Genomic DNA, 12,641 nt, shown 5'->3' on the forward strand with positions numbered 1-12,641 from the left:
ATTCACAAGCGCGCCGGCGGCAAGGGGCTGGCGGCGCGCTCTTCTGGAGCAAAGGCAATGATTATCGACGGTCTGCAATGCGGTCACTTCACGCGTGAAGTATTCGAAAGCCTGAAGCGGGGCAATATTGGCTGCGTGACGAACACGCTCGGATTCTGGGAAGGCACGGTCGCCTCGATGGACGCCATCGTGAAATGGCGCAACATGGCGATGGCCAATGCGGACGTCTTCGGCATCGCAACGACCGCGGCCGAAATCGAGGCCCTCATCGCCGCAGGCAAAGTCGCGGTGCTCATGGGCTTCCAGAACACCGATCATCTCGAAGGCCGCATCGGTTATGTCGAGTTGTTCGCCGACATGGGTGTGCGTGTCATGCAACTCACGTACAACAATCAAAACGGTCTGGGCGGCAGTTGCTACGAGGAACACGATTCCGGTCTCGCCCGTTTCGGCAAGGAAGTGATTCGCGAGATGAATCGCACTGGTGTGCTCATCGACGTCTCGCACGTTGGCAACAAGACGTCGCTCGAGGCCATCCGTTACTCAGAAAAGCCCGTGGCGATCACGCACGCCAATCCCGACTCGGTGTTCCCGCACAAGCGCAACAAGACGGACGACGTGCTGCATGCCTTGCGCGAGAACGGCGGCGTGATCGGCTGCGCCGCGTATCGCAATATCGCAGGCGACTACTTCTGCCTGACGGTGCGTAACTGGTGCGAGCTGGTGGCACGCACGGTAGATATCGCCGGCATCGACCATGTGGCCATCGGCACGGACCGCAGCCATAACACCACGCAAGTCGATCTCGACTGGATGCGCATGGGGCACTGGACGCGCGGCGTGGATTATGGCGCAGGCTCAGCGGCTCGCCCGGGGAAAGCGGCACGTCCCGAGTGGTTCGAGGAGGTCCATCAACTGGGCGACGTCCATGGCGGGCTGCGAGAGGTGGGCTTTACGCCGGAGGAAGTCGACAAGATCACGCACGGCAACTGGCTGCGCGTGTATCGGGAAGTCTTTGGCGCCTGACCTGGAGACATTCGGGCAACCGGCGGCGGTGCGGTGCGAGCGCGTGGTGTCGTGGGGACACCGCCCGGCCAACCGTTGTCCGGTGCCCTTCTGCCTCGGCGCGACGACGAATCGTCGGCGCCCCGGGGTCGCAATCGTGAAACAAACGTGTGAATGGATGTGAGGAAGAGCGCGAGATGAACGGTGCCGATGTCTTGTGCGACACGCTGCTGGCAGGCGATGTCGACGTGTGTTTCGCCAATCCCGGAACGTCGGAGATGCATTTCGTCGCGGCGCTCGATCGAAAGCCGGCGATGCGCTGCGTTCTCGGCTTGTTCGAGGGCGTGGTGACAGGGGCGGCAGATGGATACGCGCGCATGGCCGACAAACCGGCCGCGACGCTGCTCCATCTCGGACCGGGATTGGCGAATGGTCTGGCGAATCTCCACAACGCGCGACGTGCGGGCAGCCCCGTCGTGAACATCGTGGGCGAGCACGCAACCTATCACCTGCCTTTCGACGCGCCGCTCACCAGCGATATCGAATCGCTCGCGCGGCCGATGTCGGCGTGGGTCGGACGCATCGGTCATAGCGACGAGGTCGGTGAGCGTGCGGCACAGGCCATTGCCGCGTCGCGGGTGAATGGTGGCGGCGTCGCCACGCTGATTCTGCCGGCAGATGCCGCCTGGGGCGAGACATCCCGGACGTCCCCCGTCGCGCAGACGCCAACCAGCGAAGGCATTCCGGACGACCCGATATTGCGGGAGGTGGCGACGCGTCTGCGCAATGGCCGTCGCACGCTGTTGTTGCTTTCCGGACATGCCTTGCGCGCCGACGCCCTGACGGTGGCCGGACGCATTGCACAGGCGACGGGCGCACGGATGTTGGCGCAGCAATCGAACGCGCGCATCGAACGGGGTGCCGGACGCGTCCCCATCGAGCGGGTGCTTTACAACATCGACGCCTGTACCGCGGATCTGGCAGACGTCGAGCAGGTGGTATTGATCGGCGCGAAGGCCCCGGTCGGCTTCTTCGCCTATCCCGGCAAACCGAGCGACATGCTACCGCCGGGGTGCGAGGTCGTGAGATACACGACGCGTGGCCACGACGCGCTCGCATCGCTACAGGCACTGGCCGAAGCACTCGGCGTGACGCCGGACGCGGCCGTCACGTTGGCGAAGCCAACGCCACCGGAGCGGCCAACGGGGGCGCTGACGCCGGCAAGTATCGCCGCCTCGGTCGGCCGTCACTTGCCGGAGGGCGCCATCGTCTGCGACGAGGCGATCACATCGGGCCATGCATTCTTCAAGCTCACGAGCGGCGCCGCGCCGCACGACTTTCTGGCACTGACGGGTGGCGCCATCGGGGCCGGACTCCCCATGGGCACGGGGGCGGCGGTGGCATGCCCTCACCGCAAGGTGGTCTGTTTGCAGGCGGACGGCAGCGGCATGTTCACGCTCCAGGCGCTCTGGACACAGGCGCGCGAGCGGCTTGACGTGGTGACGATCCTCTTCGCGAATCGCGGTTACGCCATTCTGCACAACGAGTTGAAACAGGTCGGCGCGGGGGAAGCGGGACATAACGCGCGCCGCATGCTGGACGTAGTGGACCCGACGCTGGACTGGGTGAAGCTGGCCGCCGGCATGGGCGTGGAAGCGGTGTTCGTGGATACGATCGCGCGCTTCGACGACGTCTTCGCGCTGGCGATGCGCCGCCCCGGCCCCTTCCTGATCGAGGCACGAATTTAAGTTTGATCGAACGGACCGAATGACGAGGCGCGTCCGAAGACGCGCCAGCAAAAGAGCACTGCAACCTTCCGAGCCGCCGCAAGCGGCTCTTTTTTTGCCTGTCCGGGACGGCTTGGGATAAAAAAACGCGCCCGAAGGCGCGTGCGATTGACCGCGGGTCCGGGCGACGCCGGATATCAGAACGTATGCCGTATCCCGAACTGCACACCCGTGGTGCTATCCCCGGCATCCGGCCGGTTGAGCAGTGTGCCGCTCGGGGCTTGAGCCGCCCCCAACGCATAGCGCAGCCCCTTCGAGTTCGTGATGTATGCCGCCGACGCATACAAGGTTGTGCGCTTGGACAGCAAGTGCAGATACATCAGCCCGAAGTGATTGGCGTGCCCTTTCCCGGGGAACGTTGCGACGTCGCTGTTCGCCGCATCGGCCTTCACGTCGATATACGTGTAGCCAAGACTCAGTTGATCCGCGGGCGTAATGAACCAGGCCGCGCTCACCGAGTACAGATCCTTGTTGATCGTGTCGTCCGATTGCTTGTTCTTGAAGTAGCCGAGATAGAGACGGAACGGCTGGATGTCGTAGCTCCCGCCGATCGCATACTGACGATCCACCACCCCCTTGTACGTGTTCGGCGCGCTCACCAGCGGACGCGCTTCCACATACCCCGCCAGGAAATACGCCCCGTTGCCACGATACTCGATGGCGACCTGCGACGACGTCCCGTTCGCTTTGTTCTGCGCGTCGTTACCCAGCGAATGATGCAATTCCGCGCGCCACCCGGAGATGCGCGGTGTGGCAATCATGATGTCGTTCGAATTGCGGAAGTTATAGCCCGACTCCGTGCCCAGTCCCGCGCCGTAGGTGCCGCCGTAGAACGCCGCAATGTTGCCAAGAAACATGAAGAAAATGCTGTTCTGCTGGCCGATGCGGAACTCGCCATAGTTCTCATGGCTCATCCCCACCCAGGCCTGCCGATTGAACATGCCGCCGGCCACCGACGCCGTGCCATTGTTCATGTTGAAGCCGTTCTCCAATTGGAAATTGGCCTTCACGCCACCGCCCAGCCCCTCCGATCCGCGCATGCCCCAACGCGAGACCTGCAAGCCGCCGCTATCGACGCCATACGCCGAACGTCCGCTGCTGAAAATCCCCGTGACATACGTGTCGATCACGCCATACAACTGAATATTGGTCTGCGCCTTGACCCCCGGGGCAAACGCTGCCGTTCCGGCCGCGAGACAAATCGCGGCAGTACGGGCCGTCATGCCGATACGGACTCCCGTCGTTTTCATGGTCCTGCTCCTTGCATAGGTGTGCTCTGGTAACTCGCTCACGCGAGGCTGGCTCTCAGGGCACGGCAACCGGGCGGGCTTGATTTGTGTTTTGCGTCTCGTCTCATCACGGCGCCCATGCGTGCGTTGACCGCATCGCATGCACCACCGGCATCGGAACGAGCGCTGCCCTACGCCTTTGCTTTGGCAAAAGCGCTTCCACCACCCCTCGTTTCGGGGGCGTTATCTCCAACGCTTTACGACTCAGGAACGAAATCCGGACGAGGCCGCAAGTCCCCGTCCGGTCGGGATCGGGCTTAGTCGCCCAGCACGTGCGTATGCACCGGATCCCAATGAATCGGATGACGACTGCCGGGCGTCACCCCCTGCATATCGATGTTCGGCACCTTCACGCGCAGCGGCAGGCCCGCGCTTTCACCGATCACCAACGCGCTGTCTCCGTAGTGAATGACGTTCTTCACCTCCAGATGCGCATCCTTGACGCCCGAGGAACAGGCCGTCCCGCCGCCCGTTCCCAGACGAATCCACTCGGGCCGCAGCAGCAGCGCCACCGTCGCACCGGCCGGTCGCTCGGACACGGCAGCACGCACCCGGCCCAACGCTGCCGACGCATACTCGCCCTTCGCACCGTCCACGACCGTCACATCGATGAAGTTGCTCTCCCCGATGAACTCGCCCACGAAACGGGTGCACGGGGCACCATAAAGATCCAGCGGCGCGGCGAACTGCTCGACTCGCCCGGCGTTGAACACGGCAATCCGGTCGGACATGGTCATCGCCTCGCCCTGATCGTGCGTGACGAACACCGTGGTCATGCCCAGCTCGGTATGCAACCGCTTGATCTCGATCTGCATCTGCACACGCAGGTTCTTGTCGAGTGCCGAGAGCGGTTCATCGAGCAGCAGCACGTCCGGCTCGAACACCAGCGCACGCGCCAGCGCGACACGTTGCTGCTGACCGCCCGAGAGTTGCGACGGCATGCGCTGCCCATGCTGGCCCAACCCGACGATCTCCAGCGCACGTTGCGCTCGCTTGATCTGATCCGTCGCGTTGACTTTGCGCATGCGCAGCGGAAATGCCACGTTCTGTACCGCCGTCATGTGCGGGAACAGGGCATAGCTCTGGAACACCAGACCGATGTTGCGTTGATGCACCGGAATCTGCACCAGCGAGCGTCCGTTCACACGAATATCGCCGGCCGTCGGTGTCTCGAATCCGGCAATCATCGACAGCGTGGTCGTCTTGCCCGAGCCACTCGGCCCGAGGAAGGTGATGAACTCACCTCGCCGGATCTCCAGATTGACGTCGTCCACCACACGGTGAACCCCGTCATACGACTTGCACAACTGGCTGACATGCAGATAGGCGTCGCTCAGCGAGGGAGACGCCGCACTGGTCGTGGCCATGACACCGGCGGAATGCATCGACTTCATAAACATGGAAACCTCTGTGACATAGAGCGGGACGGCGTCGTCAAACAACGGCGACCGCCTGCATGGCCGAGCGCTGCAACGCGGCCTGACGACGCGCCTTCATGCGGCGCACGACAATCGGGGTCAGCGAGCCGATCACCACCAACACCAGCAGCAGCGTCGAGACCACCGAAATCACCGGATCGGCCTGCGTGCGCAAGCTGTCGAACATCTTGCGCGGCAGTGTCGACACATCGCGCCCGGAAATGAACAGCGACACGATCGCCTCGTCGAACGAGTGCACGAAGGCGAACATCCCTGCGGCAAGGAACCCCGGACGCAGCACAGGAAACGTCACCAGCCAGAACGCCTGCAATGGTGTTGCGCCGCAATTGGCCGCCGCGCGCTCGAGCGTCCGGTCGTATCCCTTGAGACTCGCGGACAAAATCAGATAGGCGATGGGGGTCGACAGGCAGGTGTGCGCGAGAATCACGCCAAGATAGGTCTGCGTCAGACGCAACGAACCGAAGTAATAGAAGTAACCCAACGCCACCACGATATTCGGCACGGTCAACGGCAGCAGAATCAGCAGACTGCCAAATGCGCGGCCACGAAACTCGTAACGCACCAACGCGAACGCCGCCGGAATGACCAACGCCAGCGTGAGCGCCGCCGTGCCCAGTCCGATCAGCAAGCTGTTGATCGCGGGGCCTGTCCAGGTGGGGTCATTGAAAAAGGCCGAGTAGTAATGCATCGACCAGGCCGGCGGCGGGAAGCGGAACGATTCGGACGCCGAGAACGACATCGGAATCACGACCAGCAGCGGCGCGCCGATCAGGATCGCCATGATGACGGCAAAGCACTTGAGCGCCTTCATTTGCCTTTGCTCCAGAGTTTGTCGAGACCGAAAAAGCGGTTGTACAGCGCGTACAGACTGAGCGTCGCGCACGCCAGCACCACCGCCATGGCGGAGGCATCGCCGAAGTTGCCGAACTCCTCCATCTGCTGACCGATGAGTCCGGCCATCATCTGTTCGCTCGGGCTGCCGAGCAGCACCGGCATCACGTAGAAGCCCAACGAGACGATAAACACCATCGTGCAGCCGTTGACGATCCCTGGCAGCGACAGGGGCAGAAACACCGCCCGAAACGCCGCCAACCGATTCGCCCCAAGATTGGCCGCAGCTTTCACGAGCGCAGGGTCGATCTTCTTCATCACCGAGTACAACGTGATGGTCATGAGCGGCAGCAGCGCGTGCACCATGCCCAGCGTCGAAGAAAAGCGGGTGAAAAGCAGTTCCGGAGGTGTCTCGACGCCCACCGCGCGCAGCAGACCGATGATCGGCCCGCTATTGCCCAGAATGATCATCCACGCGTAGCTGCGCACAAGGAAGCTCGTCCAGTAACTCATGCCGACCACGAGCAGAATGCCCGCGCCGAACCGCGCACTGGCCTGCGTGAGGCAATACGCGAGCGGGTACCCCAGTGCGAGGCAACACACCGTGACCAGCAACGAGGTGAGGAATGTCATGCCGAGCACACGCAGATAGAACGGATCGGCGAAGAAGTGCACATAGTTGGCGAAGCCCGGCGTCGGCTCGGTAAAACTCAGCCAGAGCACCTGCGCGAGCGGCACCAGAAAAAACGCTGCCAGAAACGCGGTCAACGGCGCCAACAGCAGATAAGGGCGAAGCTTTTGCATGACGTAACGGCCCGCTCAGCGCACGACGAACTGATCGAAGCGACGCGACAGTTCGTTCAATTGCGGTCCCATCTTGGCCAGATCCTGTTCGAAGGTGAGACGGTAGTTCGCAGGGTAGGTCGGCATGCCCTTGGCTTGCGCTTCGGGAATGTACTGGAACACCCGCTGATCGACCGGGCTGTAGTCGGCCTGCATGCAGAACTTGGCGAGCCGCTCGGCCTTGAGCGCCGACGCGATGAACTGCCATGCCTGCTTCGCACGCGGCGTGCCCTTGGCCACGACCCAATACGCGCGGTCGATCTCCCCCTGGTTCCAGACGAGATCCACCGGCACGTTCTGACGAATCAGCGACAGCGCCCGGCCATGCCAGATCGCAATGGCGTTGACTTCGCCGTCGCGCAGCAACTGTTGCGATTGCTGGCCCTGCGTCCACCACACCCGAACGTCCTTCTTCAGGCGGTCGAACGACTTGAAGGCACGATCCAGATCCATCGGATAGACCTTGTTCGTCGGCACGCCGTCGGCGAGCAAGGCGAGCGGCACCACGCGCGCGGCATAGCGTTGCAGGCTGCGCGGCCCGGGGAAACGCTGGGTGTCCCAGAACTCGGCCCAGTTCTGCGGGCCGCCATTGGCGAACTTGTCTTTGCGCGACGCGATGACCGTCGCAAACGCATGAGTGGCAATGCCGCTCAGGTAAGCCTGTCCCGGTGGCAACTGCTTCATGTCGATGATGCTCGTATCGATCTTCTCGACGAGGCCAGCTTCGACGGCGCGAATCAGTTCGCCGCCCCCCAGTGTCGTGACGTCGAACTCGTACACCCCCGTGCGCGCCTGCGCCGCGAGCTTGGCGTATGAGACCGGCGACACCGTGCGAATCGGAATGCCCGATTCCTTGGTGAACGGCTCGAACAGGTGAGCGGCCGCCGCCTTCTCCCAATCGCCACCCCAGGTATTCACAAACAACGGGTCGGCGGCGCGCGCGGTTTGAACGAACGGTGCGCACACTGAGGCGCCAGCGGCAGCTCCCAGCCATTTGATAACGGAACGGCGACCTGCCGACGGATTCGATGTTTCGTTTTTCACGTGTTCCTCGCAATCATCTCAACGCTCCCGAGGGAGCGATCGGGGTGGTACCAATCTGGCGCTTTGCACGTATTAGAATTTAAATTGGTCACATCAAATAGTGCCGATCAATTAATGTTTGATGGAGCCAATTTTCGAGCAACGAACTCGGGTAATCCCTGCTTGCGCCTTATTTTTCTACTGTTCCAGCACTATCGTGCAGTATTATCCGCCGGTGACATGGCGGTAATGCCATTTTTTTGCACCTATGTGGTGCAATCGCTCTCATTGTGGGGCCAATCACCCGTCGAGGTGCCGCTTTCATGCAGATATTGCTGTCCGATCTGATCCTTCAGCATCTCGAACCGAACGCGGACATCCCGCGCAATCGGCAGCTTTACAACATCGTGCGGGCCTCCATCCTCGATGGACGGCTGCCGGGTGGCACCCGTTTGCCGGCCTCACGCGATCTCGCGCGTGAGCTCTCGATATCGCGCAACACCGTGCTCTATGCCTACGAGCAGTTGCGGGCGGAGGGCTACGTGCGCTCGCGCACGGGGGACGGCACGTTCGTCACCGATGCCATCCCCGAAGAGTCGATGGCGACCCGGCCCGGCCGCACCCCCGATGTGCCGCCTGATGCCGAGGTCACGCTCTCGCAACGCGGGCGCGGCCTCATCGTGAACGCGCGCGCCTCGCGGCGTCAGGCGGGGGCCTTCATGCCCGGCGTGCCCGATCTCGAAGCCTTTCCGCTCAAGCAGTGGAGCCGTCTCGTCGAACGCCACTGGCGCCGGCGCACGCCCGAGAACCTCACTTATGGTTACGGCGGCGGTCATCCGGCACTCAAGAAAGCCCTTGCGCAGCATCTGCGAAGTGCGCGCTCGGTCGAGTGCGAGCCCGAACAGATCATCATCACCGAAGGCATTCATCAGGCCATCCATCTGTGCGTGCAGATGCTGACCGACGTGCGTCATCGCGCGTGGGTGGAAGACCCAGGCTATTGGGGTATTCATAAAGTGCTGCAGGCGTATGGCGTCGAGACGGTCTCGATTCCGGTCGATGCGGAAGGTCTGAACCCGTCGCCGGCCGACTGGCGCAAACCCCCGCGACTGATTTTCGTGACGCCGTCGCATCAATACCCGCTGGGTCACGTGATGTCGCTCGCGCGGCGCAGGCAGTTGCTGCAATACGCGCGCAAGCACGATGCCTGGATCGTCGAGGACGATTACGACAGTGAATTCCGCTACGCCGGTCGCCCCATTGCGTCGTTGCAGGGGCTGGAATCGGGCGCGCGCGTACTATACGTCGGCACCTTCAGCAAGACGCTGTTCCCGGGGTTGCGCATCGGCTATCTCGTGGTGCCCAAGGCGATGGTGGAGCCGCTCCAGTTGGGGATCGCCGAACTCTATCGCGAGGGGCGCTGGATGGAGCAGGCGGTGCTGGCCGACTTCATCGGCGAAGGGTATTATTCCGCGCACATTCGCCGTATGCGACTCACCTACGGACGCCGTCGCGCCTTGCTGCAAGACGCGATTCGACGCCATATGGGCGAGGCGAGACTGATCTCGGCGGACAGCAATGCGGGGCTGCATCTGACGGTACGTCTGCCGCCGGAAGTCGACGACGTCTCGTTATCGGCACGGGCGCAGGAACTCGGCCTGATCGCCCTGCCGTTGTCCCGTTATTATCTGGAGCAACCACCGTTGCAGGGGCTTGTCCTCGGCTACGGTTGTGTTCCCGATGAAGCGATTGAACCGTCGCTGGCGAAGCTCGCGTCGCTGTTGAGCTGACGTGCCCGACATCGCCGACAATACCCGACGTCCACACCCTGCGACGCCGTGCTTGCCGGCCCGATCCCTCCCGACTCCGATGGATGTTGCGTGAACAAGAAGTCCAACCTGACTGCCGACGACGACAGCGTGGCCAACGGGAAGCCTGACGAAGAAGGCGGCGTGCGGCCGCTGTCGTCTGCGCTCAAGACGCTCGAAGTCCTCGACGTGCTCGGCGCGTCGGATACGCCAATGCGGCTGATCGACCTCGCGCGTAGCGTCGACGGCAGCCGTGCCACCGTCTACCAGCGATTGCTCACGCTCGTGCGGGCGGGCTGGGTAGAACTCACGCACGACGGGCTGTATCGCCTGAGTCTGCACGCCGCCCGCGTGGGCGACGCCGCGCTCGCGCACGCGAGTCTTGGCGACCGGGCCGAAGCCGTATTGCGTCAATTGGCGGACACCACCGGCGAGACGGCATCGCTGGCCGTCGTGGACGATGGATTGATTCGGATTGCTCGACGGGCGGAGCCGCACGGTGTGCTCAAGGCAGAGTTGCGCGTGGGCGCGGTACTCACGCTCGACGGCAGTGCCTCCGGACGGATTCTCGCCGCCTTCCTGCCGCAAGGCACGCTTGACACGCTGGTGCGAGCCGGCGGCATGGTGGCCGACCGGCATGTCATCGAAGCTGCCCGTCAGACGGGGTACGCCACGTCCAGTCAGCGCGACATGCCTGACGTCATGGCGCTCGCCGTGCCCGTCAACGACGCACAACAGCAATGCTACGCCGCGCTGTCACTGGTCGGCCCGGTCTCGCGTTTCGACGCGCAAGCGCTGCTGGGTCCGCTGCGTGACGCCGCCGCCGAGTTGACGGCGATGCATCAACGTCAGCACATTGTCGTGCGACGGACCTGAGCTCGACACGGGCCACGGTGCGCGCCGCTACTGCGCGCCCGGCGCACTTGCCGGCGAGGGCGGCGAGGCTGATGACGCCGATTCGGGCGACGCCACGCCGTCCTGTGCAGCCCCCAAACCGCTCGTTTGTCCTCGCGCCGCGATCCGCCGATCGAAAAATGCGGCGAGGGCCGGATCGTTCACTTTGAGATCGAACTGAAGCTCGTCGACGGCGTTGAAGTAACCATCGCACAAGTCGGCCTTCTCGGCCTCGGTCGGTTGATCGTCGATGCTGCGCGCATACACGACGAACTGACGCTCCACGAGCATGGGCAACTGCGTGCGTAACAAATCGTCGAAACGCTGACGTGCCTGCGCATCGGTGTAAGCGGTCTGTAGTTCGGCGCGCACGCGTCGGCCTTCGGCGAGATAGTCGCGGTGACGCGCCTGCCATGCGCGCAACGCCGCGTTGCCATGCGTTCGGGTCGACTCGCCGTAAAGGCCGCATTTCTGCACAAGCCGCTCCAGCACCACGCCCACACCTTCGGGCGACGCAATGGCTGCGCCCATCAACTCTGCGTCGTTCTTGTACTGCGGCGGTTGTGCAAGTGTGGGCGTCGCCCATGCGATGCCGGCGCTTGCGAGTGCGCAGGCGACGAGGCGTCGCAATGCGTTGCCAGGTAGCATCGTTCCACTCAAAGGGATGGCGGGCTCGGGCGGCCACGCTCTCGGAGATATCGCATCGGCCACGACGTCGATGGCTGCATCTTAGCCGAAGTGACGTCCCGACGCGCCGCAGCCCCCGGTCCTCCCCCCCGCGGCGATGGCCCCCACTCAACCCGGTGTCGCGACCGGGCCCACCTCCGGCCCGAGCTTTGCCACCATGTAGCGCACGAAGTCCTCAAGCTTCGACGACACGTATCGCCCTGCCAGATGCACGAGATGCATCGGCTCTCCCGGTTGCGCTTCGGCTTCGAGCACGCGTACCAGCCGCCCCGCGTCCACCTCGGGCGCGAGCAGATACTCCGGCAGCAGCACAATCCCCATGCCATGCACGGCCGCCTGCAACTGCGCCAGCGGATTGTGTGCGATCAACCTGACGTCGCGCCCCGCACCGGCTTGCTCGAAGAGCCATCGGCCCAGCACGTCGTCGTACCGGAACCCCACACAGTCGTGCCCGGCCAGATCATTGGGATGCCGGGGCACCCCGCGCCGCGCCAGATAGCCCGGCGAGGCGCAGGCCATGCGCGTCACCCCGCGCAGGGTATGCGCCACCAGCCCCGGCTCGGGACTCCCGCCTGCCTGAAAGGCAGCGTGAATCCCCTCCTCCTCTAGATCGACGGCACGATCCTTCAGCGCGAGATCGAGCGCCACGTCCGGATGCGATTGCAGATACTCGGCGAAAATCGGCATCAGCAGGTGCGAGCCTACGGTGGTCGGTGCGCTCACACGAAGCTGACCGACTGGCCGGGACATCGCATTCGACATGGATGCACCAGCCGGTGCGGCGTCGCCCAGCGCATCGGCGTTCTCCACGCGTGCCAGCACCTCGGCACACTCGGCGAAGTACCGTTGCCCCAGTTCGGTCGGCACCTGACGCCGGCCGCTGCGCCGCAGCAGCGGCTGCCCGAGGCGCGCCTCGAGCGCCTGTACGTGACGCGCCGCCGTGACCGCCGACATGCCGCAAGCCGCCGCACCGGCCGACAGGCTGCCGGCACGCACGACCTGCACGAACACCTCCATGCATTTGAGGCGATCCAT

The 12,641-nt window shown here is 63.7% G+C and carries 11 protein-coding genes; 4 read left to right on the plus strand and 7 right to left on the minus strand.

Going from position 1 to position 12,641, the window contains the following annotated elements; genetic code table 11:
* Window positions 1-57: 57 nt before the first annotated feature.
* Window positions 58-1,026 carry a membrane dipeptidase gene (locus tag PI93_RS20535; protein ID WP_039369875.1) on the plus strand — a complete coding sequence of 323 codons (969 nt, stop codon included), beginning with the start codon at window positions 58-60 and terminating at the stop codon, window positions 1,024-1,026.
* A gap of 176 nt (window positions 1,027-1,202) precedes the next feature.
* Window positions 1,203-2,753: an acetolactate synthase large subunit gene (locus PI93_RS20540; RefSeq protein WP_039369871.1), complete on the plus strand. Its 1,551-nt coding sequence runs from the start codon at window positions 1,203-1,205 to the stop codon at window positions 2,751-2,753.
* Between the two features lie 176 nt (window positions 2,754-2,929).
* Here PI93_RS20540 and PI93_RS20545 read toward each other — a convergent pair whose 3' ends face one another.
* From PI93_RS20545 to PI93_RS20565, 5 genes are all read right to left on the minus strand, one after another.
* A complete protein-coding gene (locus tag PI93_RS20545; protein ID WP_039369869.1) occupies window positions 2,930-4,042 on the minus strand; it encodes a porin in 1,113 nt (370 codons plus the stop codon).
* 296 nt (window positions 4,043-4,338) lie between these two features.
* Window positions 4,339-5,475 carry an ABC transporter ATP-binding protein gene (locus PI93_RS20550; protein ID WP_158453319.1) on the minus strand — a complete coding sequence of 379 codons (1,137 nt, stop codon included), beginning with the start codon at window positions 5,473-5,475 and terminating at the stop codon, window positions 4,339-4,341.
* Window positions 5,476-5,515: 40 nt separating this feature from the next.
* Complete coding sequence (locus PI93_RS20555) at window positions 5,516-6,331, minus strand: ABC transporter permease (protein ID WP_039369866.1); 816 nt, start codon at window positions 6,329-6,331, stop codon at window positions 5,516-5,518.
* A complete protein-coding gene (locus tag PI93_RS20560; RefSeq protein ID WP_039369863.1) occupies window positions 6,328-7,155 on the minus strand; it encodes an ABC transporter permease in 828 nt (275 codons plus the stop codon). The genes PI93_RS20555 and PI93_RS20560 overlap by 4 nt, the downstream gene beginning before the upstream one ends.
* Window positions 7,156-7,170: 15 nt before the next feature.
* Window positions 7,171-8,238, minus strand: a complete 1,068-nt coding sequence (locus PI93_RS20565) for an ABC transporter substrate-binding protein (RefSeq protein ID WP_039369860.1) — start codon at window positions 8,236-8,238, stop codon at window positions 7,171-7,173.
* Between the two features lie 302 nt (window positions 8,239-8,540).
* Here PI93_RS20565 and pdxR point away from each other — a divergent pair, with 302 nt between their 5' ends.
* Both pdxR and PI93_RS20575 read left to right on the plus strand, forming a co-directional pair.
* On the plus strand, window positions 8,541-10,007 hold the full coding sequence (gene pdxR, locus PI93_RS20570; protein ID WP_039369857.1) for a MocR-like pyridoxine biosynthesis transcription factor PdxR: 1,467 nt from the start codon (window positions 8,541-8,543) through the stop codon (window positions 10,005-10,007).
* Between the two features lie 90 nt (window positions 10,008-10,097).
* The gene (locus PI93_RS20575; RefSeq protein WP_052240626.1) at window positions 10,098-10,901 is read left to right on the plus strand and encodes an IclR family transcriptional regulator; all 804 of its coding nucleotides are present in this window, start codon (window positions 10,098-10,100) and stop codon (window positions 10,899-10,901) included.
* A gap of 27 nt (window positions 10,902-10,928) precedes the next feature.
* On the opposite strand, the gene PI93_RS20580 is transcribed toward PI93_RS20575, so the two are convergent.
* On the minus strand, window positions 10,929-11,567 hold the full coding sequence (locus tag PI93_RS20580; protein WP_039369854.1) for a hypothetical protein: 639 nt from the start codon (window positions 11,565-11,567) through the stop codon (window positions 10,929-10,931).
* Between the two features lie 147 nt (window positions 11,568-11,714).
* The gene (locus tag PI93_RS20585; RefSeq protein WP_039369851.1) at window positions 11,715-12,641 is read right to left on the minus strand and encodes a LysR substrate-binding domain-containing protein; all 927 of its coding nucleotides are present in this window, start codon (window positions 12,639-12,641) and stop codon (window positions 11,715-11,717) included.

The organism is Pandoraea fibrosis, from assembly GCF_000807775.2.
Classification (GTDB): Bacteria; Pseudomonadota; Gammaproteobacteria; order Burkholderiales; family Burkholderiaceae; genus Pandoraea; species Pandoraea fibrosis.